The sequence below is a fragment of the Cupriavidus taiwanensis genome, assembly GCF_900249755.1.
GTDB classification, from domain to species: domain Bacteria; phylum Pseudomonadota; class Gammaproteobacteria; order Burkholderiales; family Burkholderiaceae; genus Cupriavidus; species Cupriavidus taiwanensis_D.
Map to the genome: position 1 here is coordinate 254024 of NZ_LT976853.1, position 25650 is coordinate 279673.

At 69.2% G+C, this 25650-nt stretch carries 24 protein-coding genes and 1 pseudogene; 9 read left to right on the forward strand and 16 right to left on the reverse strand.

Annotated features, from left to right (window positions below; translation table 11 throughout):
- Positions 1-123: 123 nt before the first annotated feature.
- The 3 genes from CBM2594_RS01130 to CBM2594_RS01140 all read right to left on the reverse strand — a co-directional run bounded on the left by CBM2594_RS01130 (position 124) and on the right by CBM2594_RS01140 (position 3590).
- Positions 124-1107, reverse strand: coding sequence for a TetR/AcrR family transcriptional regulator (locus CBM2594_RS01130; RefSeq protein WP_116355226.1), 984 nt, complete (start codon positions 1105-1107; stop codon positions 124-126).
- Positions 1108-1382: 275 nt separating this feature from the next.
- On the reverse strand, positions 1383-2978 hold the full coding sequence (locus tag CBM2594_RS01135) for a GMC family oxidoreductase (protein ID WP_116355227.1): 1596 nt from the start codon (positions 2976-2978) through the stop codon (positions 1383-1385).
- A gap of 6 nt (positions 2979-2984) precedes the next feature.
- Entirely contained in the window at positions 2985-3590 is a 606-nt protein-coding gene (locus CBM2594_RS01140) for a hypothetical protein (protein ID WP_116355228.1), read from the reverse strand.
- 125 nt (positions 3591-3715) lie between these two features.
- Between CBM2594_RS01140 and CBM2594_RS01145 the strand changes: the two genes are divergently transcribed.
- From CBM2594_RS01145 to CBM2594_RS01170, 6 genes are all read left to right on the forward strand, one after another.
- A complete protein-coding gene (locus CBM2594_RS01145) occupies positions 3716-4801 on the forward strand; it encodes an AraC family transcriptional regulator (protein ID WP_116355229.1) in 1086 nt (361 codons plus the stop codon).
- 258 nt (positions 4802-5059) lie between these two features.
- Positions 5060-6673, forward strand: a complete 1614-nt coding sequence (locus CBM2594_RS01150; RefSeq protein ID WP_198048079.1) for a flavin-containing monooxygenase — start codon at positions 5060-5062, stop codon at positions 6671-6673.
- A gap of 55 nt (positions 6674-6728) precedes the next feature.
- On the forward strand, positions 6729-7619 hold the full coding sequence (locus CBM2594_RS01155; protein WP_116355230.1) for an SDR family NAD(P)-dependent oxidoreductase: 891 nt from the start codon (positions 6729-6731) through the stop codon (positions 7617-7619).
- Positions 7616-8575: an alpha/beta fold hydrolase gene (locus CBM2594_RS01160; RefSeq protein WP_116355231.1), complete on the forward strand. Its 960-nt coding sequence runs from the start codon at positions 7616-7618 to the stop codon at positions 8573-8575. The genes CBM2594_RS01155 and CBM2594_RS01160 overlap by 4 nt, the downstream gene beginning before the upstream one ends.
- A 23-nt stretch (positions 8576-8598) precedes the next feature.
- Complete coding sequence (locus CBM2594_RS01165; protein WP_116355232.1) at positions 8599-9474, forward strand: metal-dependent hydrolase; 876 nt, start codon at positions 8599-8601, stop codon at positions 9472-9474.
- Positions 9471-9635: a rubredoxin gene (locus CBM2594_RS01170; protein ID WP_062796017.1), complete on the forward strand. Its 165-nt coding sequence runs from the start codon at positions 9471-9473 to the stop codon at positions 9633-9635. Before CBM2594_RS01165 ends, CBM2594_RS01170 begins: the two co-directional genes overlap by 4 nt.
- A gap of 211 nt (positions 9636-9846) precedes the next feature.
- Here the strand turns inward: CBM2594_RS01170 and CBM2594_RS01175 are convergent, their stop codons facing one another.
- Positions 9847-10683: a MerR family transcriptional regulator gene (locus CBM2594_RS01175; RefSeq protein ID WP_116355233.1), complete on the reverse strand. Its 837-nt coding sequence runs from the start codon at positions 10681-10683 to the stop codon at positions 9847-9849.
- 95 nt (positions 10684-10778) lie between these two features.
- Here CBM2594_RS01175 and CBM2594_RS01180 point away from each other — a divergent pair, with 95 nt between their 5' ends.
- The 3 genes from CBM2594_RS01180 (at position 10779) to CBM2594_RS01190 (ending at position 13973) form a co-directional block, all read left to right on the forward strand.
- Positions 10779-11747 (forward strand): LysR family transcriptional regulator, encoded by a 969-nt coding sequence (locus CBM2594_RS01180; protein WP_116355234.1) that lies wholly within the window; start codon positions 10779-10781, stop codon positions 11745-11747.
- A gap of 130 nt (positions 11748-11877) precedes the next feature.
- Positions 11878-12864, forward strand: coding sequence for a Bug family tripartite tricarboxylate transporter substrate binding protein (locus CBM2594_RS01185; RefSeq protein ID WP_116355235.1), 987 nt, complete (start codon positions 11878-11880; stop codon positions 12862-12864).
- Positions 12865-12995: 131 nt separating this feature from the next.
- A complete protein-coding gene (locus CBM2594_RS01190) occupies positions 12996-13973 on the forward strand; it encodes a M14 family metallopeptidase (protein ID WP_116355236.1) in 978 nt (325 codons plus the stop codon).
- Positions 13974-14061: 88 nt separating this feature from the next.
- On the opposite strand, the gene CBM2594_RS01195 is transcribed toward CBM2594_RS01190, so the two are convergent.
- From CBM2594_RS01195 to rpmH, 12 genes and pseudogenes are all read right to left on the reverse strand, one after another.
- Positions 14062-14607, reverse strand: coding sequence for an Sbal_3080 family lipoprotein (locus CBM2594_RS01195; RefSeq protein ID WP_116355237.1), 546 nt, complete (start codon positions 14605-14607; stop codon positions 14062-14064).
- Between the two features lie 142 nt (positions 14608-14749).
- Complete coding sequence (locus tag CBM2594_RS01200; RefSeq protein WP_116355238.1) at positions 14750-14950, reverse strand: hypothetical protein; 201 nt, start codon at positions 14948-14950, stop codon at positions 14750-14752.
- 32 nt (positions 14951-14982) lie between these two features.
- Positions 14983-15564, reverse strand: coding sequence for an OB-fold putative lipoprotein (locus tag CBM2594_RS01205; protein WP_116355239.1), 582 nt, complete (start codon positions 15562-15564; stop codon positions 14983-14985).
- A 36-nt stretch (positions 15565-15600) separates the two neighbouring features.
- Positions 15601-16846: pseudogene (locus tag CBM2594_RS01210) on the reverse strand (glycosyltransferase).
- 171 nt (positions 16847-17017) lie between these two features.
- Positions 17018-18655 carry an ATP-binding protein gene (locus CBM2594_RS01215; protein ID WP_116355240.1) on the reverse strand — a complete coding sequence of 546 codons (1638 nt, stop codon included), beginning with the start codon at positions 18653-18655 and terminating at the stop codon, positions 17018-17020.
- A gap of 17 nt (positions 18656-18672) precedes the next feature.
- Positions 18673-20100: a tRNA uridine-5-carboxymethylaminomethyl(34) synthesis GTPase MnmE gene (mnmE, locus tag CBM2594_RS01220; protein WP_116357644.1), complete on the reverse strand. Its 1428-nt coding sequence runs from the start codon at positions 20098-20100 to the stop codon at positions 18673-18675.
- Between the two features lie 94 nt (positions 20101-20194).
- The gene (locus tag CBM2594_RS01225; RefSeq protein WP_116355241.1) at positions 20195-21010 is read right to left on the reverse strand and encodes a CHAD domain-containing protein; all 816 of its coding nucleotides are present in this window, start codon (positions 21008-21010) and stop codon (positions 20195-20197) included.
- 210 nt (positions 21011-21220) lie between these two features.
- On the reverse strand, positions 21221-21991 hold the full coding sequence (gene tam / locus CBM2594_RS01230) for a trans-aconitate 2-methyltransferase (protein ID WP_116355242.1): 771 nt from the start codon (positions 21989-21991) through the stop codon (positions 21221-21223).
- Positions 21992-22280: 289 nt separating this feature from the next.
- Positions 22281-23948 carry a membrane protein insertase YidC gene (gene yidC / locus CBM2594_RS01235; RefSeq protein WP_116355243.1) on the reverse strand — a complete coding sequence of 556 codons (1668 nt, stop codon included), beginning with the start codon at positions 23946-23948 and terminating at the stop codon, positions 22281-22283.
- 21 nt (positions 23949-23969) lie between these two features.
- On the reverse strand, positions 23970-24302 hold the full coding sequence (gene yidD, locus CBM2594_RS01240) for a membrane protein insertion efficiency factor YidD (RefSeq protein WP_116355244.1): 333 nt from the start codon (positions 24300-24302) through the stop codon (positions 23970-23972).
- 10 nt (positions 24303-24312) lie between these two features.
- Positions 24313-24777, reverse strand: coding sequence for a ribonuclease P protein component (rnpA, locus tag CBM2594_RS01245; protein WP_116355245.1), 465 nt, complete (start codon positions 24775-24777; stop codon positions 24313-24315).
- Positions 24778-24949: 172 nt separating this feature from the next.
- Positions 24950-25084, reverse strand: coding sequence for a 50S ribosomal protein L34 (rpmH, locus tag CBM2594_RS01250; RefSeq protein WP_008650850.1), 135 nt, complete (start codon positions 25082-25084; stop codon positions 24950-24952).
- Positions 25085-25650: the final 566 nt, after the last annotated feature.

Consider the following 25650-nt stretch of genomic DNA (forward strand, 5'->3'; position numbering starts at 1 on the left):
GCGCACGGAGGCAACGGGCCGGTACGCGCTACGCGGTACGCGGCCTCGCTGGGTGGATCGACGGTTCAGGTTGCGTGAGCGCGGCGGCGCCGTGCCGGCGGTAACCGGCCGCGGCGCGCACCGCTATGTCCTGGTGCGCATTCGCATCCAGTCATCCAGCGGGTTGCTGGGAAAGCTCACGGTGTGCTCGCGCGCGCGCACCGGCACGCTGGTCACGGCGGCGCGCTTGGTGCCCGCATTGCGCACGGTGCGTGCGCTGGTGCGGGCCTTGCCCAAGGCGGCGGCGGCCTGGCTGGCCGCGTCGCCCATGCTGGCCGCAAGCGCGGCCACGCTGGCATCCGGGTCATCGGCGGGCTGCGCCGACGCACTGCCGGCGCGCTGCCCGCTCTGCTGCTGCTGCTGTTGTTGCTCCCCCAGCTCGAACACCGACTGCAGCGCCGACAGTTCGTCCGCACCGGGCTGCGCCACGTTCAGCACGGCCTCGACCATCGCGGTGAGCTGCGCCAGCACGTGCGCGTCGCTCATCTGCCGGCCCTGCGTGAACGCGGGCAGCAGGCTGGTCAGTTCCTCGCCGGCGAGCACGCCGGCCAGCGCCTTGAGCGCGAACTGCAGCCGCCAGCCCAGCTCCTGCCGCGGCAGTGAAGGGATGGCGCGCGCGAAGGCGTCGAAGAAGCGCCCGTACACCGGGGCATAGTGCTCCAGCAGGTAGTGCTGGATAAAGGGCGAGGTATCGGAATACACGCGCCCCAGCAGCCGCAGGAACGACGGCCCGCCCACCGCAGGGTCGCGCGCCATCTGCAGCGCGGGCACGAACAGCGCGCCCATCACGTGTTCGCAGCGAATGCCGTGGCCGGGCCAGCGCGCTTCGCACGCGTCGAGCAGCGCCAGGCGCCGCGCGTTGAGCGGGTCCAGGCGCCGACTCAGCACGGCGTGCATCATGATGTCCTTGCTGCGGAAGTGGTAGTTCACCGCGGCCAGGTTGACGATGGCGCGCGACGTGACCTGCCTGAGCGAGGTGGCTTCGTAGCCGACCTCGGTGAACAGCTTTTCCGTGGCGTCGAGAATCCGGGCCTTGGTGTCTCCTGCCGAGCTTTTGCCGGTCTTCATGGGGGCGCTTCTCTCTTCTGTACCGCGATAAACCCCTGTGCAATTCGCTACGCTGTCTGCTCCCTGCTCTGGCGGCATACGGATGCTTGAAACAGCTGTACGAAGCCTATCCACGGCTTCGGGCGTTTCACAAGACCTGAATTGGAAGGGACATTCTAAAAGCGCATGTTGTGTGGGGAATCGCACCACATTGTCCGCCGCGCCATGCAGCGGGCACGCTGGCCGCATGCCTGCGCAGCCAGACAACCGCGGCGTGCCGGCAACGCGCGAATCCATCATGACGTGAGGTTTCGCGCCAGCGCGTCGGCATTCTGCGCGGTCAGCGCGAACACCGACAGCTGCGGATTCGCGCCAATGCTGGTCGGGAACACCGAGCCGTCGAACACCGACAGGTTGGCCAGCTGGTGATGGCGGCCGCGGCTGTCGACCACGCCGCCGCGCGGGTCGTCGCTCATGGCGCAGCCGCCCATCAGGTGCGCGGTAAACAGCGCGGTGCGGAACGGCTTGAGCGGCAGCCGCATGATGGCCTCGCGCGCTTCGGGCCAGCTGCGGTATTCGATGGCATCGAGGTGCGCGGGCCGCACGCGTTCGGCACCGGCGGCGAACTGCGCCTGCGCCATGCTCAGCCACGCGCGCCGCACGCCATCCCAGGCGTAGTCGTTCATCTCGTAGTCCAGCAGCGGGCTGCCGTCGGATGCCAGGCGCACGCGCCCGCCCGGGCTTTCCGGCACGAAGCCGTCGCGCAGCAGCGCCAGCATGGCGTTGGTGTGCGGCAGCTGCGCCATATCGCGGCGCAGCGCCTCGCCCACGCCGTTGACCACGCCCGCGCTGATGCCCGGGAACATTGGCGGCACCTCAAGCTTGTAGCCCATCGGCCCGGTCGCGCCGTGCTGCCACTGGAAGTGGTCGGAGGCGATCGACTGCGGCGCGCCATAATAAGGATCAATGCGCTCCGGCATTTTTGCAATGGTGATATTCACCGGATGGATAAACGTGCGCAGACCCAGCCGCTGATGCGGGTCCGGCACGCGCGAGCGCAGCAGCAACGCCGGCGTGTTGATGGCGCCGCCGGCGGCGATCACATGCCGGGCGCGCACCACCACGCCGATGCCCGTCGGGGTATAGCCGTCCGCGCCCAGCGCCTCGCCGGTGACCGAGCGCACGCGCTTGCCGTCATGGTCCAGCGTGCGCACGCGCACCCGGTGCACCAGCGTTGCCCCGCTGGCCAGCGCGGCGGGAATGGCCGAGACCAGCATCGACTGCTTGGCGTTGACCGGACAGCCGAAGCCGCAATAGCCCGAATTCCAGCAGCCCTTCACGTTGCGCGGGATCACGTGCCATTCCCAGCCCAGCGTGTCGCAGCCGCGCCTGAGCACGTCGTTGTTGGGATTGGGCGCCAGCGCCCATGGGGCGATGCCCAGGCGCGCTTCCACCTGCTGGAACCACGGCGCCATCTCGGCCTCGCTGTGGCCGGTGACGGCGTGGTGCGCGGCCCAGTGCGCCAGCGTCTGCGGCGGCGTGCGGAAGCTGGACGACCAGTTGACCGTGGTGCTGCCGCCCACCGCGCGCCCCTGCAGGATGGCGATGGCGCCGTCGGCCGTGGTGCGCGCGGCGGCCTCCTGGTACAGCTCGCGGTAGGCGCGGTTCTCGTCCATGTCGCGGAAGCTGTCCGAGGTGCGCAGCGCGCCCTCTTCCAGCAGCACCACGCGCAGGCCGGCGCGGCTGAGCGCTTCGGCGCTGATGCCGCCGCCCGCGCCGCTGCCGACGATGACGACGTCGGCATCGAGCGTGCGCGGGGTGGTGAAGGTTGCCGCGTCCAGTACCTTCCAGCCGGCGGCGATGCCGGCATCGTAGAGATTGTCGATGGCCATGTCGGGTCAGGCGTGCAGCGCCTGGTAGACGGCCGCGTTGGGGCCGGGATAGCCGCTGCCGGCCCACGCGGCCGGCAGCGCGTAGTAGCCCACGCTGACGAGCTTGACCAGCACCACCGCGCCGGCATTGAGCGTGGCCAGCCGGCTGGCGCGCCAGCGCGCCAGAAAGGCCTGCGCCTGCGCCGGGGTGGCGGCGCTCCAGTCCTGGCGGATGCCGGTCAGCGCCCAGCGCAGCGGCATGCTGGCCAGCAGGCCGAACAGCTTGCGCAGCTCGGCCTGCGCGCCCGCGCCCATCGCGGCGCAGGTGGCGTCGATATTGCGCAGCGCGTCCTGCTCAAGGGTCTGCCGGCGCGTTGGCGCGGCCTCGGCCAGTTCGGTGACGATGGCCGGCAGCAGCGCGCGGAACATCGCCACGTCGTCCGGGCGCAGGAACGCCATGCCGGCCTGCGGCGCGGGATCGGCGGACGAGCAGCCGGCCAGCGACGGCACCAGCGCGGCACACGCCAGCGCGGCGGAAAAGCCCAGGCCCACCTTGAGGAAGCCGCGCCGTGTCAGCGCGTGCAGCGCATCGGCATCGGCCACCCCGCGGTGGTGATGAGGGTTGGGGCGCATCTTGTCTCCTTGCGTCAGGCTCTTGGTTTCGGTCTGGTGTGCGGGCGGGCAGGCCCGCATTGACGCTACCCGGAGTTTGGATAAAGATCGGTGCCCGGTCTTGATCCCGCATGACAGGTGATTTGATGCCACGCGCCAACCCGTCCGATGGCGGTGCCAGTGGTACGCAAGCTGGCACCGCGCTGGGCACCGCATCGGGCACTGTCTCGCTCGCCTACCTTCGCGCCGTGCTCGACCACGGCGCGCGCCAGGGCATTGCCCCGGCCGAGCAGCTGCGCGCCGTCGGCGTGCCGCCGGAAGTGTTGCGCGAGACCGGATCGCAGACCGCCACGCGCATTCCCGGCGCGGCCTACCTGGCGCTGCTGGACTGGCTGGAGCATGCCACCGGCGATGCCGATGTCGGCCTGCGCGCCGGCGCCGCCTTCGCGCCGCGCCACTATGCCGAGATGGGCTACGTGGTGCTGACCACGCCCACCGTGCGCGACGCCATCGTGCAGGGCATCCGCTATGAAGTGCTGGCCAACGATATCGGCGCCACCCGCCTGGCCGAAACGCCGCAGGCCGCCTGCATGGCGTGGGAAGCGCGGCATGGGACGCTGTCGCGCCATGCGCACGAGCTGCACATGGCCACGTGGGTGGTGTTCGCGCGCTGGCTGATCGGCAGCCAGCATGTGGCGACGCAAGTCGAGTTTCCGCACGCCGCGCCCGCCGATACCCGGCTGCATGCCGAAGTGTTCGGCTGCCCCGTGGTCTTCAACGCCGGGCGCCATGCCATGCATATCGAACGCGCCTTGCTCGACCTGCCATCGCTGCAGGCCGATGCCGGCATGCAGGCGCAGATGACGCGCATCGCCGACTCGCAGTTGCAGCAGATCGTTCCCGCGGGCGCCGACGCGCTGGCACAGGCGCGCGCCTGCATCCGCGCGCGGCTGCCGCAGGGCGACGTGCCGATCGCCGACGTCGCCGCGCAACTTGGCCTGCCGGTGCGCACGCTGCAGCGACGGCTGCAGGCGCAGGGCATCAGTTATTCACAGCTGGTGGATAACGTGCGCCACGCGCTGGCGCGACAGTACCTGGCCGAGCCCGGCCTCAGCCTGGCGCAATGCGCGATGCGGCTCGGCTATTCCGAACAGAGCGCGTTCACCCATGCGTTCAAGCGCTGGACCGGTGAAACGCCGCATGGCTGGCGCCGCAAGGCCCGGACGCCGTAACGCGCGTTTGTTGCGCGCGCGCCTTCGTCATCGGCGAAGCCCGTAAAAAATCCTGAGGTTTCAAACGCGCGCGGCGATCCCCCGCCGCAAGGGGCGATGCCGCCTGTTGCCGTCGTTTGATGTGCGCCAGGCGCCGCTGGAAAACCACAAAAATTAGAACCATCCTTCGATTCACGGCATTGACCACCCCGGCCGCGCTTTCTACGATGACATCCATCAATGTCACAATAAACACTGTCGTAACGGTGAGGAGCGCGCATGAATGCACCCGCGGAGTTGCCGCCGCAGCTGGCAGCGCAGGCAAAGCCGGCACAGCCGACCCGGCAGCCGGCACCCCCTGCCCCCGAGCACACCGACATCGCCATCATCGGCAGCGGCTTTGCCGGCCTGGGCATGGCGATCCGGCTGCGCCAGCGCGGCGAGCACGATTTCCTGGTGTTCGAGAAGGCCGGCTCGGTCGGCGGCACCTGGCGCGACAACCACTATCCCGGCTGCGCCTGCGATGTGCAGTCGCACCTGTATTCGTTTTCCTTCGCGCCCAACCCGGACTGGTCGCGCATGTTCTCGACCCAGCCGGAGATCCGCGCCTACCTGGAACACTGCACCGACCGCTTCGGCCTGCGCCCGCACCTGCGGCTGCACCATGAACTGCGCCACGCCGCGTGGGACGAGTCCGCGCAGCTGTGGCGGCTGCAGATGGCCGACGGCAAGGAGGTGCGCGCGCGCGTGCTGGTGTCAGGCATGGGCGGTTTGAGCCGGCCTGCGTATCCCGATATCCCGGGGCTGGACACGTTCGAAGGCGAATGCTTCCACTCGCAGCACTGGAACCACGCCTATGCGCTGCGCGGCAAGCGCGTGGCGGTGATCGGCACCGGCGCCAGCGCGATCCAGTTCGTGCCGCAGATCGCGCCGCAGGTGGCGCAGTTGGACCTGTACCAGCGCACCCCGCCGTGGATCATGCCCAAGCCCGACCGCGAGGTCAGCGCCGCCGAGCGCTGGCTGTTCCGCCGCCTGCCGTTCACGCAGACGCTGGTGCGCACCGGCATCTACTGGATGCTGGAGTCGCGCGTGCTGGGCTTCGTGCTGCATCCGAAGATCATGAAGGTGGTGGAGCGCGTCGCGCGCCGCCATCTGGCACGGCAGGTGCGCGACCCCGCGCTGCGCGCGGCGCTGACGCCGGACTACACCATCGGCTGCAAGCGCGTGCTGATCTCCAACGACTACTACCCGGCGCTCACGCGCGACAACGTCGGCGTGGTCACCACCGGCATCGCCCGCGTCGAGCGCGACGCGGTGGTGCTGCGCGATGGCACGCGCCGGCCGGCCGACTGCATCATCCTCGGCACCGGCTTCCATGCGACCGACCCGCTGCCGCGCGGCGTGATCGCCGGCATCGGCGGCGTCGACCTGGTCGATGCGTGGCGCGACGGCGCGCAGGCCTACCTGGGCACCACCGTCGCGGGCTTCCCCAACCTGTTCTTCGTGGTCGGCCCCAACACCGGCCTGGGGCACAGCTCGATGGTGTTCATGATCGAGTCGCAGGTGGCGTATATCGCCGACGCGCTGCGCCAGATGCGCCGCGCAGGCGTGCAGGCGGTGGACGTGCGCGAGCCGGTGCAGCGCCGCTTCAACGACAAGCTGCAGGCCCGGCTGGGCCATGCGATCTGGTCCGCCGGCGGCTGCGCCAGCTGGTACATCGACCCGCGCAGCGGCCGCAACACCACGCTGTGGCCGGGCTTCACCTGGCAGTTCCGCCGCGCCACCGCCAGCTTCCGCATGACCGACTACGACCTGTACCCGGTGCGGCACGCGTTGCCGGACGAGAACGCGCTGCAGCCATCGGCGGACATCGCCACCGCCGCCCGCGCGTGACGCGCGCAAGCCCAGATTCCACCCAGAACCACGACACACCGGAAGGAGACCGGACATGAAGGACTTCCGCAACAAGGTTGCCGCGATCACCGGCGCCGGCTCGGGCATCGGCCGTGCGCTGGCGCTGGCGCTGGCACGCGAGGGCTGCCAGCTGGCGCTGTCGGACCGCAACGAGGCCGGGCTGGCGCAGACCGCGGCGCAGGCCATGGCCGCGGCGCCGCATGCCCGTATCACGCAGCACACCGTGGATGTGGCCGACCGCGCCGCGGTGTACGCGTGGGCCGCCGCGGCCGCTGAGGCCCACGGCCGCGTCAACCTCATCGTCAACAACGCCGGCGTGGCGCTGTCCAGCACGGTCGAGGGCATGAGCTACGACGACCTGGAATGGATCATCAGCATCAACTTCTGGGGCGTGGTGTACGGCACCAAGGCCTTCCTGCCGTACCTGAAGGCCAGCGGCGACGGCCACGTGGTCAATACCTCGAGCATCTTCGGCATCTTCGCCCAGCCCGGCATGGGCGCCTACAACGCCAGCAAGTACGCGGTGCGCGGCTTTACCGAAGCGCTGCGGCAGGAGCTGGACCTGATGGACTGCGGCGTGTCGGCCACCACCGTGCATCCCGGGGGCATCAAGACCAATATCGCGCAGGCCAGCCGCGTCTCGGCCAGCGTCAACGGCTTCCTGGTGCGCGACGCGCAGCACGGCAAGGACGAGTTCGAGAAGTTCTTCATCACCTCGCCCGACAAGGCCGCGCGCGTGATCCTGGAGGGCGTGCGGCGCAACCGCCGGCGCGTGCTGATCGGGCCCGATGCCTACGCCGCCGATGCCATGGCGCGGCTGCTGCCCGCCGCTTACCAGTCGCTGGTGGTGCGCGAGACGCGCCGCAAGCGCGATCTGGGCAACGTGGTGGCGCCCGCTTCGGTGGGCCAGGGAGAACGCCCGTGAACCGCCTGGCGATGGAAGCGGACGCGGCGCTGCTGGCGCCGCCCGGCGCGCTCACGCGCTGGTTCGGGCAGGGCCGCGTGGGCCTGTTCAGCCTGTCGCGCGCCACGCTGGCGCAGCGCCATGCGCTGCCGGCGTCGCGCTGGGTGCGCGTGCTCGATGCCATGGTCCACTACACCGACGAAGGCCCCGCCGACGGCGAGGTCCTGGTGCTGATCCACGGCTTCGGCGCGTCGCTGCATACGTGGCAGGGCATCGTGCCGGCGCTGGCGCAACGCTATCGCGTGCTGCGGCTGGACCTGGCCCCGTTCGGACTGACCGGGCCGCTGCGCGACGCGCGCGGGCGCATCGAGACCATGGACGTGCACCGCTACCGCGACTTCATCGATGCCTTCCTGGCCGCGGTGAACGTGCGCCGCGCCAGCATCGTCGGCAATTCGCTGGGCGGGCTGATCGCTTGGGACCTCGCGGTGCGCAGGCCGAATGCGGTCGACAAGCTGGTGCTGATCGATGCCGCCGGCTTCCCGATGAAGCTGCCCATCTACATCGACCTGTTCCGCCATGCGCCGGTGCGCTGGTCGGCGCCGTGGCTGCTGCCCGAGTGCATCATCCGCGCCGCCACGCGCGACGTCTACGGCGATGCCTCACGCGTGCCGGAAGCCACCTTCCGCCGCTACGTCGACTTCTTCTATGCCGAAGGCAGCCGCGAGGCCGTCGGCAAGATGGTGCCGAAGCTCGACTTCGCCCAGCTCGACACCCACCTGCTCGGCAGCGTGCGCGCGCCGACGCTGGTGCTGTGGGGCGAGCGCGACCGCTGGATTCCGCCCGCGCACGCGCAGGCCTTTGCCGAACGCATTCCCGGCGCGCAGCTGCGCCGCCATGCCGGCCTTGGCCACGTGCCGATGGAAGAAGACCCGCAACGCGTGGCCGCGGACCTGCTGCCCTTTCTGGCTCAATGAGCCTGCCATCCAAGGAGACCGCCATGATGCCAGTCCGCCGCGACGTGCATCCCCACCTGCCGCCTGAGCGCATCTGCGACTGGCACGAGCGGGGCCGACACGTCACCCATTTCCTCAACACGCTGTCCATCTTCTTCCCCGCCGGCGAACGCTTTTTCATGGACAGCGTGCGCAACTACCGCGACCAGGTAAAGGACCCCGAACTGAGCCGCGCCATCGCCGGCTTTATCGGCCAGGAGGCGATGCACACGCGCGAGCACATTCTCTACAACCGGCTGATGGAAGACGCCGGCCTGCCCGCCGCGGCGCTGGACCGCGCGGTGTGGAAGCTGCTGGACCTGCTGCGCAGGATCCTGCCCCAGTCCTGGCAGCTGGCGCATACCATCGCGCTGGAGCACTACACCGCGATGCTGGCCGACGGCGTGCTGAAAGACGCGCGCCACCTCGGCGCGGAGTCGCAGACCGGCTACCGGCAGGTGTGGACCTGGCACGCGCTCGAAGAAACCGAGCACAAGGCGGTGGCCTACGACGTCTGGAACACCGTGATGAAGCCCGGCCCTTACCGCTACTTCGTGCGCACCTTCACCATGCTGACCACCACGGTGACGTTCTGGGCCATGGTGTTCGTGTTTCATCTCGCACTGGTGATGGGCGACAAGGGCTGCCGCAACAAGCTGAGCGGATTCGGCAGCGCGCTGCGCTTCCTGTGGGTGTCGCCCGGCGCGCTGCCGCGCATGATCCCGGAGTGGCTCAGCTACTTCCGCCCCGGCTTCCATCCGTGGGACGACGACAACCGCGCCGAACTCGCGCGCATCGACCCGCTGGTCCGGGAAATCGAAGACACCGCGCGCGCCGCCGGGGTCTCCACGCGGGCGCCGTCGCTGCGGGGGACGGCATGACCATCTGGCAGTGCCGTATCTGTGGATTCGTCTATGAAGAAGCGCTCGGCATGCCCGAGCACGGCATCGCGCCCGGCACACCGTGGGGCGCGGTCCCGCCGGAATGGAGCTGCCCGGACTGCGGCATGGCGAAAGCGGATTTCGACATGGTTGCGGTATAGGCGGGGGGGTGAGGTGGACGATGGCTGAGGCCGTTCGCGAGCTGAGGCCCTTCACAATCTGAGGGCTTAGCTCCCCTCTCCCGCGTGCGGGAGAGGGGGTGGGGGTGAGGGCCGGTGTGTCCGCGAAGTCGAAGCCTGCGGTATGCCAGCGCCTGCCCTCACCCCCTGCCCCTCTCCCGCAAGCGGGAGAGGGGAGCAAACCGCCAGCGTGCTAGGGCTTTGCGGGCCCCCCACCCTCCTCATCATGCAAATGCTCGATGATCGCCGCCACCCTGTCCCCCAGGTACTTGTTGGCCGAGATCTCCAGCGCCCGCATCATCTCCGTCTCTGCCATCACCAGCGCCAGCGGGCGGATGCGCCACAGGATGTCCACCAGCCGCGGCACGTCCTGCGGCGGCGGCAGCTTGCCTTCGCCGAAGCGGTCCAGCTCGCGCACCACGGTGGCGACGATCTGGTCCGAGACCGCCTGGAAGTGCCCGCGTGACTGCGCGATGATCTCCAGCACGTCTTCCAGCGCAAAGCCCGCGTGCGCGATCTCCGCGCCCGCGGCCAGCGCGCGCGGGCTGCGGGCCAGGTAGCCCAGCCCGTCAGGTTCCAGCAGCCCCAGCGAGATCGCCTTGGCCAGCGCCGGGCGCGAGATCGCGCGGCCGAACAGCCGCGCCAGCGCCAGGTAGGAATAGTGGCGCGGGGTCTCGTTGGTCCACGGGCTGCTGATCGCGGTTTCCAGTCCCAGGATCGAGCGCAGGTCGTGGCCTTCGACGATGGCCTTGAGCAGCTCGGTGATATTGGCCAGCGTGTAGCCGCGCGCCAGCAGGTGGTGGATCAGCTTGAGCCGCCCCAGGTGCGCCTGCGTGTAGATGCCGACCCGGCCGCGCCGCTGCGGCGGGTCGATCAGGCCGCGGTCCTGGTACGAGCGCACATTGCGCACCGTGGTGCCGGCCGCGCGCGCCAGTTCGTCGATGGTGTATTCCGGGGCGGGCGGCGCGCCGGAGGCGGCGGACCCCGGGCGGGGCGAAGACGGAGGTTGGCGGCGCCGGGTCAGTGTCATGCGAAAAATTCTAACCGAGGAACGCGGCGCGCAAAGTGGCGCCGGCTTTTGCCGATAATGCAGGCATTGCCCCCACCTCTGACTGCCCGCTCTCCATGCATATCCGCTGGCTCGAAGACTTCGTCTGCCTGGCCCAGGCCGGCAGCCTCGCGCGCGCCGCCGAGCTGCGCAACGTGACCCCGCCCGCCTTTGGCCGGCGCATGCAGGCGCTGGAGGTCTGGGCCGGCGCCCCGCTGATCGACCGCAGCGCCTTCCCGGTGCGGCTGACCGCCGAAGGGCGCCAGTTCCTGGAGGCCGCGCAGAGCGCGCTGCGCACGCTCGACGACACCCGCCTGGCACTGCGCGCCGCGCACCGCGCCGACGCCAGCACGGTGACCATCGCCACCGGCAAGACGCTGGCGCGCTCGATGGTGCCGGCGTGGCTGGCGGGGCTGCGCGAGGCGCTGCGCCATGACCCCGCGGCGGCCGGCTTCCGCACCCGCCTGTCGACCTTCCCGATGCACGACGCGCTGGCGATGTTCGTCGAGGGCGATGCCGACTTCCTGCTGTGCTACAGCCCGCCCGACCTGCCGGTGATGCTGGACGACGCGCGCTACCAGTTCCACCTGGCCGGCGTCGAGCGGCTGGTGTGCGTCAGCGCCGCCGACGCGCGCGGCGCGCCGCTGCACCGGCTGGGGACGGGCAAGAACACGAGCAAGACTGCGGGCAAGACCGCAGCCAGGCCGGTGCCGATGATCGCCTACGCCGAGACCCTGACGCTGGGCCGCATGGTCAACCAGGAGATCGCACGCCGCAAGCTGGCGCCGCGGCTGGACGTGATCGCGGTCAGCGACTTTGCCGAGTCGGTGCACGAGATGGTGCGCCAGCGCATGGGCCTGGCGTGGCTGCCGGCGCGGCTGATTGCCGACGACCTGCGCGACGGCCGGCTGGTGCGCGCCATCGCCGCCCCGCGTGATGAAGACGGCGGCGACCTCGCGCTCGATATCCGCCTGTACCGTCCGCGCGCGCCGATGCGGCCGCTGGCCGAGGCGTTCTGGCAGGCGGCGGTGCGGGCATCGCGCTGATCCGTCCCCCGGGTTGCCATTGCCGCCATTGCCAAATCGGCAACCGCGGTTGCCAAAGCCGCACGCCGCGCTGGTCGCGCGCTTCTAACATCGGTCCACAATCATTATTCCGGGACCCCGAGCCAAGACCATGAAGACCACCCTGCGCGCGGCCGCTGCCGCACTCTGCCTTGCCGCTTCCACCGGCGCCGTTTCCAGCGCCGCCGCCGCCACCGCCAACTGGCCCGCCAAGCCGATCACGCTGGTGGTGGGCTACACCGCCGGCGGCAGCGTCGACCTGGTGGCCCGCACCATCGCGCCGGAACTGGGCAAGCGCCTGGGCCAGAGCGTGGTGATCGAAAACCTGGGCGGCGCCGGCGGCACCATCGGCGCGGCCAAGGTGGTCAAGGCCGAGGCCGACGGCTACACCCTGCTGATGGGCTCGGGCAGTGAAGTGTCGATCGCGCGCCTGACCAACCCGGCGGTGCGCTACGACGGCGAGAAAGACCTGGCGCCTGTGACCTTCGTCGGCACCCAGCCGATGGTGCTGGTCGGCAAGCCCGGCCTGCCGGCCAAGAACGCGGCGGAACTGATTGCGCTGGCCAAGGCCCAGCCGGGCAAGCTGTCGTATGCGTCGTCAGGCGTCGGCACTCCGCTGAACCTGGCCGGCGAGCTGATCAAGCAGCAAGGCCAGGTCAATATCACCCATGTGCCGTACAAGGGCGCTTCCGCGATGGCGACCGACCTGCTCGGCGGACAGATCGACCTGGCGGTGATGGTGCTGTCGTCGGCGCTGCCGCATATCCAGGCCAATCGCGTGCAGGCCTACGGCGTGACCGGCGCCAAGCGCTCGCCGGTGGCGCCGAACGTGCCCGCGCTGGCCGAGACGCCCGCGCTCAAGGGCGTCGACATGGGCGTGTGGTTCGGCCTGATGGGGCCGGCCGCGTTGCCCAAGCCGGTGGTCGAGCGGCTGGATACGGAGATGCAGGCCGTGCTGGCCATGCCGGACGTGAAGAAGAAGCTGGCCGAGGCCGGCGTGGAAGTGGCGCCCGCCAATCCGGCGCAGTTCGGCAGCTTTATCAGGCGCGAGACCGGGCGTTATCGGACCATTGTGCAGACGGCGGGGATTCAGCAGTAAGCGAGATGGCGAGGCGGTGTCGCTCCTGCGCGCGCCCAGCGCCCGCAGCACCGCAGTCCTCACCAAACCGACCTCAAAACACTGACCCGGCAGGCACCGACCTGCCAGGCACCCTGAACGCACCCACTCCCATGACCCACCAGCCCACCACACCCCTCGACGCCTACCCCGTCGACGTCGCCTTCCCCGACATCCGTCCCTACGCCGCCGGCAACACCGGCATCCCCTACCTGTACACCTTCGACAGCGGCCAGCCCGGCCCGCACGTGATGGTCAACGCGCTGACCCACGGCAACGAGGTCTGCGGCGCCATCGCCGTCAAGGCGCTGCTGGACCACGGCCTGCGCCCGCGCCGCGGCCGCCTGACGCTGGCCTTTGCCAACGTCGACGCGTACCACCGCTTCGATCCCGCCGCGCCGGATGCGTCGCGCTTCGTCGACCAGGACTTCAACCGCGTCTGGACCGCGAAGGTGCTGGATGACGCCGGGCTCGACTCATCCGAGCTGCGCCGCGCGCGCGCGATGCGGCCGGTGATCGATACCGTCGACCTGCTGCTGGACCTGCATTCCATGCATGAGAAGAGCCGGCCGCTGATCGTCTCCGGTCCGCTGGACAAGGGCATCGCCCTGGCGCGCGCGCTCGGCGCGCCGGCCGATGTGATCGTCGACGAAGGCCACCCGGAAGGCCGCCGCATGCGCGACTACGATGGCTTCGGCGACGCCGCCAGCGCGCGCAACGCGCTGCTGATCGAATGCGGCCAGCACTGGGAGCCGGCCGCGGTGACGGTGGCGCAGGACAGCACCGCGCGCTTCCTGCTGCATGCCGGCATCGTCACGGAAAGCGACCTGCCGGCCGGCTGGCTGCTGCCGCTGCCCGCCACGCAGCGCGTGGTGCGCGTGACCGAGCCGGTGGTGGCCACCAGCATGGACTTCCGCTTTGCCGGCCCCTACACCGGGCTGGAGACCTTTACCGAGGCCGGGACCGTAATCGGCTGGCGCGACGGCGAGCCGGTGGTGACGCCGTATCCGGATTGCGTGCTGGTGATGCCGTCGCTGCGCCAGCTGCGCCCGGGCGTGACCGTGGTGCGCCTGGGCCGGCTGGAGCGCTGACCCGGGTACGCTGCGCCGGGCGCGGCTGCGCCCGGCAGGATGCTGCGCACAGAGACATGGCGCGGCCCTCCGGTTGACTGCGGATTGGCTAGGCGGCCGGCGCGGCGCCCGTGCCCGCGGGCGGCGGGGGCGGCGGCAGCATGCCGGGGAACAGCTGCTCGACCAGTTCATCGAGCTTGGACGACGGCTGCACGAAGTTGCTCAGGTTCAGCCCGCCCGCGCTGCGGTTGGCGTTGTAAATCGCCTTGCCGACCCGGTCGCCATTGAGAAACACCGTGATATCGGCGTTGTTCAGGTAGGCGTTCCAGTACCAGGCGCCGCGCGCGTTGTACAGCGCCACCATCGGGCACGCCGCGATCGAGGTCTGCGCCTGCAGCACCTTCACCTCGAAATTGCGCCGCCGCAGCGACGACAGGAAATCCTCGACAAAGTCATTGCCGCTGACCGGGTTCACCACCACGCACAGCAGCGTGCCGTTGGCGCCGTAGTTGCCGAGCGGGCCGCCGCCGGCCGGCATCTGGAACGCGACAGCGGGATCGGTGTGGTCAAGGCGGTCGACCGGCGTCACGGCCTGGTAGGTCGAGCAGGCGCTCAGCAGCAGGCCCGCGCAGGCCGCCAGCAGTGCATGGTTCATGGAATGTCCTGGATGGCTGGGCGGCGCGCCATGGCAAGGCGCATTGGCCACCGCATACCCTCATACTGTAGGCGCCGGCTCGCCGATCCAATCGGCCAAACAGAAGCGCAAAACGCCCGCTTCTGGCGCGGCGGATGGCGCCTCAGCCGCCCGCGCCGCCCTGCGCCAGCCGACCCACCAGCACCAGGCACAACGCCGCCAGGCAGACCCCGACCACCGCCACCTGCACGCGCGTCACGGGTTTGCCGCCGAACAGCGTCTGGCTGAGCCAGCCGGGCGAGATCACGCCGACAACGGTAGCCACCAGGATCAGGATGGCAAGGACGGACAGCACGGATTGCATGGCTTGGAACTCCGGAATCGTCGCGGCCGCGCTCAGTTGGCGCCGCCGCGCAGCAGGCAGTCGCGCAGCAGCGGCATGCCGTCGGTCAGGCCGGCGCCGTTGCACTCCAGCGCCACCTTCTGGCCGCGCCGCACCATGGTGGCGCGCGCTTCCACTTCACACTCGCGCCCGGCCGGGCCGCAGATCTGGCGCGGCAGCAGCAGCGCGCGCACATTGGTGCCCGGGTCGTTGGTGCGGATATCGACAAAGACCTGCTCGCCCTCGCGGCGGATGCCGCTGGCAACGCCTTCGACGATCAGGTACTGGTTCAGGTAGCGGCGGTCGGCCTGGGCCGGGTTGTCGCGGTACGCATTCAGCAGCGCGTCGGCCTGCAGTTGCGGCAGGCGGTCGGCGGGACGCTGCGGGTCGATGCTGACCGGGTCCAGCGTGCCGTTGCGCGGCACGCCGCGCACCTCGCTGGCCGGCACCGCGCTGGCGGCGGCCTGCGCTTCGTCCTGCGCCTCGGGCACTGCGCCGCCGACATCGTCGCGGCGGTCATTGCCGGCAAACCACAACATGCCAAGGACAGCCACGGCGACGATGGCAATAAGGATCTGCTGGGTGCGGTTCAACATCGGGAAGGTCCTGCTTCAGTGAAAGCGAAAGGCGGATTATGCGCCCTGCCTGCCGCAAAAGCCCGCAATCGCCGCCACCGCGTGCTCGACGCCGCGCTCCGCGGCCACCGCGCGGCCCAGCGTGGCGGCGCGTTCGCGCGTGGCCGGCTGCTCGGTGAAGGCGATCATCGATGCCAGCCGCGCGGCATCGATCTTGTGCCCGGCGACATGCCGCGGCGCCACGCCCAGCGCCGCCAGCCGGCCCGCCCAGAAGAACTGGTCGCCCGCGAACGGCAGCACGATCGACGGCACACCCGCCGCCGCCGCCGCGTGCGTGGTCCCCGCCCCGCCGTGATGGATGGCCGCGGCCACCCGCGGCAGCAGCCAGTCATGCGGCGTGGCGCCGATCACATGGAAATTGGCCGGCAGCGCCGCCACGTCGATGCCGCTCCAGCCCGGATAGAACAGCGCGCGCCGGCCATCGACCGCCTGCACCAGCGCCGACCCCACCTTGTGCCGGTCAAAGCCCGCCATGCTGCCGAAACCGATATAGAGCGGCGCCTCGCCCGCGGCCAGGAAGTCGCGCAGCGGCGCGTCCGGCTGCCAGTCCGGCTGTGGCGGCAGGGTCCAGGCGCCGGTCACCAGCCAGTCGCCATGCCAGTCCGCCGGGCGCGGCACCAGGTGAGGCGACATCGCATACAGCGTCGGAAACGCCGCCCACATCGCCCTTGCGCGCCGGCACCCCGAACAGCCTGGACCGCGCCGCATTGGTCGCCTTGCGGAACATGCGCCACAGCACGAAGTTGATCAGGTGATGGCTGGCGCGGTTGGCCCACCCCGGCATCCTGACCGGCGGCAGCAGCGCCGACGGAAACGCCCGCGTCGGCGAGATCGGGAACATGCCCGCGCCGATCACCGGCTTGCCCAGCTGCTCGCCCACCGACAGCGCCACATACGCCGTCAGCCCCGAGAACACGATCGCATCCGCATCGCGCGCCGCGCCAGCCAGCTGCGCCATCCACGCCTCGGTGTTGTCCTCGGCAATGCGCCCGAACGCGCGCGTGGCCTCGGCCACGTTGCCGCCCTCGGTCATCAGCTTGTGCAGCGCGCCGCCGGGCGCCAGCGTCTGCTGGATATCGCCGGCCATGGGCGCGAACGGGATGCCGTGCTCGAGAGCCAGCGGCGCGGCCGAGCGTTCGCCCAGCATCTGCACGTCATGGCCGGCTTCGCGCAGGCCCAGGGCGAGGGCGACGATGGGGCGGCAGTCGCCCTGGGTGCCGAAGGTGATGAGGGTCAGGCGCATTTTTCTGGGACTTGCTATGCCTTGGTATCAACCTGCTATTAGCGTGCTATTAACCATCCAGACCTGGCTTGGTCGATATAGGGTATTGATTCATATAGGGTTTTTGGGCTATATGCGCTTCGCGAGTGATTTCCCCACCAGATATGGGCAGGTTTGGTCGATAGAACTGCCTTACGGTCCGACGCGGTACCGGCGCCATCTACGCTCGCCAGCAAAGCTGACCTCCCCTTGGGCAATCAGCCCGTCCAGCACACGCTTGACCTGCCTGATATGGATTTCCCCGCCGATCCGATGATGGATATCGCCGATGGAGGACAGCGGGTACCTGCGCAAGTCCTCCTGGATGAGTGCGGCAAGGCGGTGTGGCTCGATCCGTTTCAGGGTAGTACCGACAGGGAACTGCAGGCTCCGAAGCAGTTCCGGTGCGACAAAGTAGCGCGTGGCCTGGGTGCGTCCTGCCCGATGGACAATGCCGCAGTTGATAAGCCGCGAAATCCAGGGATGTAGCGCTTCCGTTCCGGGCAACTCCAGTGTCGAAGCAAGCTCTCGCGCCGTCAGTGCGTCATGCTGGGCGAGCAGGCCCAACGTGATGCGTTCACGTTGCGTGAGCTGGTATGCCTGGTCAGCCTTGGCGAGGAAGTCGACCACCTCAGGCTTGAGTATGCGGCGGTGCACGGTGACCTGTACCCGATCAAAGGACTCCAGCACTTCTGGCAGGGGCCGGCCTTGCGAAAGCAGGATCTCGTAGATCTTGTCGAAGCCACTGCCTTCCCGCTCCATCAATTTGAGATCGTGGAACAAGCGTGCAAGATGCTCATTGCGGCGAACCGTGGTGTGCAAGACGTTCTGAGGCGTGACACCGAGTGGCAAGGGGCCTGGATTAACAATCTCAAGCCGTTCCGGATGCAAGTTCAGGAAGATGTCGCCTCGCTGGGTATAGGGGCGATGAACCAGAGCATTGACCAGCAATTCGCGAATCACCACCTCGTCGAAGGCAGGAAGCTGTTGCCGATACAGGCCGTCTGGCAATTCGTAGTGTTCGCGGAAATCCGGAACTTCTGACCAGACGCTGTCGATCAGCGCCATAGGACTCTGCGTGTGATCGTCCCACACCAGCTTGTTGACCTTTTTCTCGTGCGCGTCGAACTTGATGAACTGTATGACCGGTGCCGAGCCGAGTTGTGCGCGGTGGTGCTGGCGACCTAAGCAGAGGATGCCGAGATGGGTCAGATACGGGCCGCGGGCAAGCTGGTAATGATCCAGCGTTTCGTCGGCGGTTTTCTCCTTGATTGACGGCTTGACGCGATCGGAGGCGCGCAAGGCAGCGATCAAGCGCTCACACAGTACCGGGTCCACCTCAGCGCGCGGTATCTGCAGTGTGGTCAGGGTTTCCCACGGTAGTGCTGCGCGCTCGGACGCCAGCCGCACTACCTCTTCACCGACCAGCGGCCTGCATTGATCCGCGATGCGAAGGTAATAGCGGCCGTCTGTGGTCGAGGCGATCGAGGCGGAGCGCGGAATCGCCAGGTCAATGTACTGCCCGCCATTTTGTGCGGTCACTACCGCAGGGAGGACAGAGACATTGACGGTCAACTCCGAGAGCTTACGCCGCAGCAGGTCAGGCAGCTCAGGTGCAATGCGCTGCCCGGCTGGCGGTTCGCTGTGGTTGTCCTCGATGCCGATGTGCAGGTGTCCGCCGGTGGCGTTGGCAAATGCAACGCAATCCTTGGCGAGGTTTTGCCAGTCAGTCGCCTTGCCCGATACGGCGCGCAGTGACTTGTTGTCAAGCAGCTGTCCTTCCTGGCTCACCGACGCGCTCTCCGCATTTACTTCCCAATACAAAACCGCGTAAAAATCGTCCCCAGCAAATCATCGCTGGTGAACTCGCCGGTAATGCTGTTCAGGTGCTCCTGCGCCAGCCGCAGTTCTTCGGCGAACAGGTCCAGCGCCTGCGCCTGGCGCTCGCTTTGCTCGGTGGCCACGTCCAGGTGGGATTGCGCCTGCCGCAGCGCGGTCAGGTGGCGTTCGCGCGCGAGGAAGGTGCCTTCGTTGCCGGGCTGCCAGCCCACCAGCCGCAGCAGCTCGCGGCGCAGCAGTTCGATGCCGGCGCCGGTGCGGGCCGAGATCCAGATCTCGGTCGGGTTGGGGCCGTTGGCGGCGACCACGTGCGGGCGGTTGCCGCCGAACATGACCTCGCCCACCGCGGGCGCCTTGTCGATCTTGTTGACGATGCGAACGATCGGCGAACCCGGCGGCAGCTGGCCGCTGAGCTTGTCGTCGATGGCGTCGTCGATCTCGGACAGGCCGTGCAGCAGGTAGTCGGTGGCGTCGACCAGGTGCAGCACGATATCGGCGCGGCGGATGGCCTCCCAGGTGCGTTCGATGCCGATGCGCTCGACTTCGTCGGCGGCGTGCTCGCGCAGGCCGGCGGTGTCGATGATATGCAGCGGGATGCCGCCGATCTGGATGGTCTCGCGCACGCGGTCGCGGGTGGTGCCGGGGATCGGCGTGACGATGGCCAGTTCCGCGCCGGCCAGCGCGTTCAGCAGCGACGACTTGCCCACGTTGGGCTGGCCCGCCAGCACCACCGACAGCCCCTCGCGCAGCAGCGCGCCCTGGCGCGCCTGCGCCAGCACCGCGGCCAGTTCGGTGCGGATCGCGGCAAGCTGGCCGCGCGCGTCGGATTGTTCCAGGAAATCGATCTCTTCCTCGGGGAAGTCCAGCGTGGCCTCCACCAGCATGCGCAGGTGGATGAGCTTGTCGACCAGCCGGCGGATGGCGTTGGAGAACTCGCCCTCCATCGAGCGCGCGGCGGAGCGTGCCGCGGCCTCGGTGCTGGCTTCGATCAGGTCGGCCACGGCCTCGGCCTGGGCCAGGTCGAGCTTGTCGTTGAGGAAGGCGCGGCGGGTGAACTCGCCGGGCTCGGCCAGGCGCAGGCCGATGCCGTCGCCGGCCTGCAGGCAGCGCGTCAGCAGCATCTGCATCACCACCGGGCCGCCGTGGCCCTGCAGCTCCAGCACTTCCTCGCCGGTATAGGAGTTGGGCGCCGGGAAATACAGCGCCAGGCCGTGGTCGATGACCTTGCCGTTGCCGTCGAGAAACGGCAGGTAGGTGGCGTGGCGCGGCTTCAGTGCCTGGCCGCAGACGGCGCGCATCACGGGGCCGACATCGGGGCCGGACACACGCACCACGCCGATGCCGCCGCGTCCGGGCGCGGTGGCGATGGCGGCAATGGGAAGCTGGGGAGCAGTCATGGCGGTATTGTCGCAGATCGGGTGCGGTTGGCGTGGCACGCGCGCGGGCGCGCCGGGGTACGCGGTAAGCGGGCCGCCATGGCTGGCGGGCGGGTCAGCTGGCGCCGGGCAGCCGCGGCGCATCGTCCGGCATCGCCTGCGCGCTCAGGCAGTCGGCCATCAGGCGGCGCGCGACGATGCCGTCGACCAGTCGGCCCAGCCTGGCCTGCCGCTTGACCAGCTTGCGATGCAGGCGTCTGGTATAGCGCGCCGGCAGCACCGGCGCCAAGGCCTCGATCACGTAACGCAGCCGCTTGCCGGCGATGCGGTGCGCGTGCACGGCGGCGGGATCGCCCTGGCGCGCGCGCTTCGCCAGCACGCGCAGCTGCTTGCGGCCGCGGCGCACGCGCCGGCGCGCGAACGGCGCCAGGCGGGCATCGTCGCCGCGGGCGCGGGCGGCAAGCTGCGCCAGGTGCGCCAGGTCGCGATGCAGCGCGGGCAGCGGCCAGTCGCGGTAAGTGGCCAGTGCCGCCAGCATCGCTTCGCGCGCGGCGTCGCGGCGCTGCCCGGCGGTGTCGGCGACGGCGGCCAGTACCGTGTCGTGCGGCTCCTGTTCGCGCGCCGGGCCGATGGTCTCGGCCAGGAACACGTCCCAGTCGCGCACTGCACTGGTGGCGCGCGCCAGCGTGCGCAGGTCGCGCTTCCAGCGCTCGCGCTCCTGCCGCGGCAAGGCCGGGCCCAGCGCCCACACCACCGCGCGCGCCTGGCGCAGCGCGATGCGCAGCTGGTGCAGGTCTTCCGGGTCGTCGCGGTGCTGCAGCGAGTCCAGGCACGCGTCGATGCGCGCCAGGCTGGCTTGCGCCAGCGCGGCAAAGGCAACGGCGGGCCGCGTCTTGCGGCGCAGTTTGGGGGACTTGGCGTCGGCGTTCATGGGCGGTCTGCATGCGGTCAGGCGCGCACGCGGGACGCGGATGCCTTCAGTGTAGGCGACAGCACGCGCGGGGGCGGCATGCGGCGTTCAGGCCGCTTCGGCGGTGGACCGGGCCGGCCCTTCACGCTGCAATGCGCGGATGTGCAGATGTGCCGGGCCCCAGCGCCCGCCTTTCGCGGGAATCTCGCCACCAGCCCGCGTCATCCGGCTTCAGCGCGTCGCCACGATAAACAGCCGCGGGAACGGCAGCAGCACCGAACCGTCCGGCAGCGCCGGGTACGCGTTGGCGATCTCGGTCTGGTAGCGCGCCAGGTAGGCGGCCCGCTCGGCCTCGTCCAGCGGCTGCAGGAACGGGCGCAGCCCGCTGCCCTTGAACCACTCCACCACCGCGGCCGGGCCGCCGGCCAGCGGATGGTGGTAAGTGGTCAGCCATACGTCCACGCGCTGGCACAGCGGGCGCAGCAACTCGTAGTACCAGCGCGCCGGCGCGCGCTCGGCGCGGGCCTTGCTGGCCGCCGCCAGCTTGTCGGCCCACGGGCCTTCGGCCGCGACCCGGCGCATCAGCTGGTGCGCTGGTTCTTCCAGGTTGTCCGGCATCTGCACGGCGAGCGTGCCGCCTGCTGACAGCTTCGATACCAGCTTTGGGAACAGGCTGGCGTGGTCCGGCAGCCATTGCAGCACGGCGTTGGCGAGGATCACGTCGAACGGCCCGGCATCGTCCCAGGCGCCGATATCGGCCACGCGAAACTGCACGTCGGGCAGGCGCTTGCGCGCGGCGTCGATCATGTCCTGCGAGCTGTCCAGCCCGGTCACCGATGCACCCGCATAGCGCGCCAGCAGCACCGCGGTGGAGTTGCCGGGGCCGCAGCCGATATCCACCGCGCTGCGCGCGATCTCGTTGGGAATGGCCGCCACCAGGTCGCGGACCGGGCGGGTGCGTTCGTCTTCGAAGGCGACGTATTGGTGGGCGGACCAGCTCATGGGGGCTCCTGGTGTTGAGGCAGGCCAGTAGGATACGCCTGCGGCAATACGCTTGCCGTAGCCAACGCCGCTTGAACAAGGCTCCCCTCGCCCGCTTGCGGGAGAGATGGAGATTCCACGAAGTGAAGCGCGTCGGTATGCCAGCGCCTGCCCTCACCCCCGGCCCCTCTCCCGCAGGCGGGAGAGGGGAGCAAACCGCCAGCATGCGAAACCACAAACAAAAAGCCCGGCATCACTGCCGGGCTTCATGGTTACCGCATCGATTTGCCGAAATCAGGCAATCCGGCGATCAGCTCTTGGCCACCACCGCCGTCTTGCCCTTGCCCAGCATCCGGTTGATCTGCCATTGCTGCGCGATCGACAGGATGTTGTTCACCACCCAGTACAGCACCAGGCCGGCCGGGAAGAAGAAGAACATCACCGAGAACACCAGCGGCATGATCGTCATCACCTTGGCCTGCACCGGGTCCGGCGGGGTCGGGTTCAGCTTGGTCTGCACGAACATCGACACGGCCATCACGATCGGCAGGATGTAGAACGGATCCGGCACCGACAGGTCATGGATCCAGCCCAGCCACGGCGCGCCGCGCATTTCCACCGACGACAGCAGCACCCAGTACAGCGCGATGAACACCGGGATCTGGATCACGATGGGCAGGCAGCCGCCCAGCGGGTTGACCTTCTCGGTGCGGTACAGCGCCATCATCTCCTGGTTCATCTTCTGCGGGTCGCTCTTGTAGCGCTCGCGGATCGACGTCATGCGCGGCTGCAGGTCCTTCATCTTGCCCATGGACTTGTAGCTCGCCGCCGACAGCGGGAAGAACACCAGCTTGATCAGCACGGTCAGCGCGATGATCGACCAGCCCCAGTTGCCGAGGAACCCATGCAGCTTCTCCAGCAGCCAGAACAGCGGCTTGGCCAGGATGGTCAGCCAGCCATAGTCCTTCACCAGCTCCAGGCCCGGGGCGACCTTCTCGAGCATGTGCTCTTCCTGCGGGCCGGCGAACAGGCGCGCATCGGTGCTCACCGTCGCGCCCGGGGCTACTTCGCCCAGCGGCTGCTGGATGCCCACGCGGTACAGGTGCGGATCGATCTGCTGCACGTAGAAGCTGCGCTCCTTGCCGGTCTGCGGAATCCAGGCCGAGGCAAAGTAGTGCTGCACCATCGCCACCCAGCCGTTGTTGGCGGCGGCCGGCACGGTGGCCTTGCCCTTGGCAATGTCTTCGAAATCGATCTTGTGGTACTTGTCGGCGTCGGTATAGACGGCCGGACCGGTGAAGGTGCTGTAGAACTGCGATTGCTCGACCTTGCTGCCGTCGCGCGCCAGTTCCAGGTACAGCGTCGGCGAGACCGGCGCGGTGCCCGCGTTGGTCACGTCGAACTTGCTGTCGACCACGTAGCTGCCCTTGCGGAAGGTGTAGGTCTTGACCAGCTTCACGCCGCTCTTTTCGGCGCTCAGCACCACCTGCAGCTGCTCGGCGCCATCCAGCGTGCGCGGGCCCGGCGCGGCGGTGAACACCGTGGTGTGGTTGGGCAGGTCGCCGCCGATCAGGCCCGAGCGGGCCATGTAGGTGCGCACGTTGTCGCGCTCGAACAGCACCACCGGCTTGCCGTCCTTCTCTTGCTCCTTGAGCAGCTCCAGGCGCGACACGATGCCGCCGGCGGTGTCGATCTCGGCGCGCACCGTGTCGGTGGTCACCACGATCTTCTCGCCGCTGGGCTGGGCCGCGGCCTGCGGCGCGGCGCCTGCGGCCGGCGCGGCAGCGCCCGGCTGGACGTTGGCCTTGGGCACGTCGCCCTGGGCGGCCGCGCCGCTGGCGGCGGGCGCCGAAGCGGCCTGTTGCGTCGTGCTCGGGAAGAACATCGACGCATGGCCGTTGGCGCGCTGCCAGTTGTCGTAGAGCAGCACGAGGGACATCGAGAAGATGACCCAGAGGATGGTGCGTTTGATATCCATGTCTGGCTGTGGTCGGAAAAATCAGGGTCTGGGCAGACGGATCGCCACGGGCGCATGGCCCGCGGCGGCATGGACGGAACGGTCCGACGGCGTGGGTGATCCGTGCGGTCCAGTGTCCGGCCTGGCAGTGTCGTCAGCTTCCGTGCCCGGCACGGGATCATACCCGCCTTGGGCGAAAGGATGGCAGCGGCACAGCCGGCAGGCGGCCATCCAGCTGCCGCGCGCGGCGCCATGATGGACGATGGCGTCGCGGGCGTAGTCGGAACAGGTCGGCAGGAAGCGGCACTGCGAGCCCAGATACGGGCTGAGGGCGATCTTGTAGATGCGCAGCAGGGCTAGCAGGATTGGCTTCATGGCGGGGCGGTCAGGCTGGCTGGCCTGGTGGCTGGCTTGGCGAGGGGCTTGCCGGTGGTGCCGCGGTGGGCGGCGCCGCGGGCGAGCCAGGCGGCGCGGGCGGCGGCAGTGGCCTGGCCGCTACCTCGAGCAGGGCGGCGATTTCCGCCGCGCATGCCCTTCGGACCGCCGCGCGCGTGGCAAATTCCGCGCGCGGAAACTTCGCCTGCAGGCGCAGCAGCACGTCGCGCCCCGCCAGCTGCTCGCGGCGCTGGCGGAACAGCTCGCGCGCCATGCGCTTCACCAGGTTGCGCTCGGCGGCGCGCGGCGCGAACTTCTTGCCCACCACCACGCCAAGACGGCCTTCCGGCCGGTCATTGGCGCGTACATAGAGCACGAAATGGGTGCTGCGCCGCCGGGGCCGCAAAGCAAAAACGGATGAAAACTCATCCGTCTTTGTAAGCCTCGCGGCTTTGGGGAAGGCATGGGCTGACACGCTGGGTGACACTGGCAAGCGCTGGCGAATAAGACTGCTGGCGCAAAGCGGCGCCCTGCGGCAAGCTGCCGGCCGACCTGAAGCCGGGGCGGTGGGCGTTGACGGCTGCGCGGCACGGCTGCGGTACGCTGCAGCCGGCGCCGGGCGCGCCGTCAGGCCGGTCGCCCGGGCCTCAGATGGCCAGGCGCTTGCGGCCCTTGGCGCGGCGAGCGTTGATGACGGCACGGCCGCCGCGGGTCTTCATGCGCACGCGGAAACCGTGGGTACGCTTGCGGCGGGTAACGGAAGGTTGGTAGGTACGTTTCATGTTGCACTCTCTGGTTGATCTTGGCTCGCCCGACTCCGGCCGGTGCCGGGGTGCCGTGGCCGCCGCGTATGGTTCGCATGGGGCTGCCGCTGGCAAGACACTGCAGCGGCGCTACCGACGTTCATGACGATTCTGGTTCTGTCTTTGCTGCCGGCCGAAGGGCGCGCGCTGCAGGCGGGGTAGCCTGTGGGCGCGGACGGCACGGACAGGCCAGACCCGGCGATGCGCATACGTGATCCCCTGCCGCATCGCAGAACCCGCCATTTAAACGATTTTCCGCGGCGCTGTCAAGGCGGAAGTCTGTGTGCGACGGCACAATTGCCACATCGCCACGAAGCCCGTGGTGCGCCATTGTCCACAACAGCCAGTGGGTAACCCAGAGTGCCCTGAAGCCCACCTCTACCGCAGCCATCCACAGGCGAAGTCTCTGTTTTGCCTGAAAATTTGCCCCTTTCAGCCCCCCGCAAAGCCGCGCCGCAGCACGGGTTGTGCACATCAATCCACTGCATTTGCACAAGTTGTCCACAGACTTATCCTTTGTGGATAACTCCGGGGCGGGGGTACAA

Excerpts from the sequence above, each read along its gene's own strand:
- CBM2594_RS01170 (WP_062796017.1), top strand. The coding sequence starts at position 9,471 with ATGACCATCTGGCAGTGCCGTATCTGTGGATTCGTCTATGAAGAAGCG.
- CBM2594_RS01130 (WP_116355226.1), bottom strand. The coding sequence starts at position 1,107 with ATGAAGACCGGCAAAAGCTCGGCAGGAGACACCAAGGCCCGGATTCTC.
- CBM2594_RS01145 (WP_116355229.1), top strand. The coding sequence starts at position 3,716 with ATGCCACGCGCCAACCCGTCCGATGGCGGTGCCAGTGGTACGCAAGCT.
- CBM2594_RS01150 (WP_198048079.1), top strand. The coding sequence starts at position 5,060 with ATGAATGCACCCGCGGAGTTGCCGCCGCAGCTGGCAGCGCAGGCAAAG.
- CBM2594_RS01165 (WP_116355232.1), top strand. The coding sequence starts at position 8,599 with ATGATGCCAGTCCGCCGCGACGTGCATCCCCACCTGCCGCCTGAGCGC.
- CBM2594_RS01140 (WP_116355228.1), bottom strand. The coding sequence starts at position 3,590 with ATGCGCCCCAACCCTCATCACCACCGCGGGGTGGCCGATGCCGATGCG.
- CBM2594_RS01180 (WP_116355234.1), top strand. The coding sequence starts at position 10,779 with ATGCATATCCGCTGGCTCGAAGACTTCGTCTGCCTGGCCCAGGCCGGC.
- yidC (WP_116355243.1), bottom strand. The coding sequence starts at position 23,948 with ATGGATATCAAACGCACCATCCTCTGGGTCATCTTCTCGATGTCCCTC.
- CBM2594_RS01135 (WP_116355227.1), bottom strand. The coding sequence starts at position 2,978 with ATGGCCATCGACAATCTCTACGATGCCGGCATCGCCGCCGGCTGGAAG.
- yidD (WP_116355244.1), bottom strand. The coding sequence starts at position 24,302 with ATGAAGCCAATCCTGCTAGCCCTGCTGCGCATCTACAAGATCGCCCTC.
- CBM2594_RS01155 (WP_116355230.1), top strand. The coding sequence starts at position 6,729 with ATGAAGGACTTCCGCAACAAGGTTGCCGCGATCACCGGCGCCGGCTCG.
- rpmH (WP_008650850.1), bottom strand. The coding sequence starts at position 25,084 with ATGAAACGTACCTACCAACCTTCCGTTACCCGCCGCAAGCGTACCCAC.
- CBM2594_RS01190 (WP_116355236.1), top strand. The coding sequence starts at position 12,996 with ATGACCCACCAGCCCACCACACCCCTCGACGCCTACCCCGTCGACGTC.
- tam (WP_116355242.1), bottom strand. The coding sequence starts at position 21,991 with ATGAGCTGGTCCGCCCACCAATACGTCGCCTTCGAAGACGAACGCACC.
- CBM2594_RS01200 (WP_116355238.1), bottom strand. The coding sequence starts at position 14,950 with ATGCAATCCGTGCTGTCCGTCCTTGCCATCCTGATCCTGGTGGCTACC.
- CBM2594_RS01195 (WP_116355237.1), bottom strand. The coding sequence starts at position 14,607 with ATGAACCATGCACTGCTGGCGGCCTGCGCGGGCCTGCTGCTGAGCGCC.
- CBM2594_RS01185 (WP_116355235.1), top strand. The coding sequence starts at position 11,878 with ATGAAGACCACCCTGCGCGCGGCCGCTGCCGCACTCTGCCTTGCCGCT.
- mnmE (WP_116357644.1), bottom strand. The coding sequence starts at position 20,100 with ATGACTGCTCCCCAGCTTCCCATTGCCGCCATCGCCACCGCGCCCGGA.
- CBM2594_RS01175 (WP_116355233.1), bottom strand. The coding sequence starts at position 10,683 with ATGACACTGACCCGGCGCCGCCAACCTCCGTCTTCGCCCCGCCCGGGG.
- CBM2594_RS01205 (WP_116355239.1), bottom strand. The coding sequence starts at position 15,564 with ATGTTGAACCGCACCCAGCAGATCCTTATTGCCATCGTCGCCGTGGCT.
- CBM2594_RS01225 (WP_116355241.1), bottom strand. The coding sequence starts at position 21,010 with ATGAACGCCGACGCCAAGTCCCCCAAACTGCGCCGCAAGACGCGGCCC.